At 46.8% G+C, this 312-nt stretch carries 1 pseudogene; it reads right to left on the bottom strand.

The features are described 5' to 3' along the window. Positions 1-116: pseudogene (locus AB9F29_RS21890) on the bottom strand (IS6 family transposase); the annotation flags it as partial. Positions 117-312: the final 196 nt, after the last annotated feature.

The following is a 312-nucleotide window of genomic DNA, read 5'->3' as shown; positions in this document are numbered from 1 at the left end:
TGCAGGATATCTTCAACCTGGCGAAAACTGAGCTGGTAGCGGATATAATACATCACAGCGAGACGGATGATTTCAGGACTCGTTTTGAAATACTTGAATTGGTTTTGTGTTGTCATTCACCAAAATTATGGATCAACAGCTGGGGCGTCAAGTTTGTCTGACAACACCGTGCAATCACCTGCCGGTCAACAGATCAATCCCTAGTGTTGTAATATCCATTGTGGATGGCTCCTTCTCTCTGTTGGTTCGTAACAGCACCAGCATGGCACATTGCGATGCCGTTCGGGTAGAGCCGTCCACACCATCAGACAA

Source organism: Falsihalocynthiibacter sp. S25ZX9 (assembly GCF_041205405.1).
GTDB classification, from domain to species: Bacteria; Pseudomonadota; Alphaproteobacteria; order Rhodobacterales; family Rhodobacteraceae; genus Falsihalocynthiibacter; species Falsihalocynthiibacter arcticus.
The sequence above is the reverse complement of the archived record's forward strand: the minus strand, read 5'-3'. Positions and strand labels throughout refer to the sequence as shown.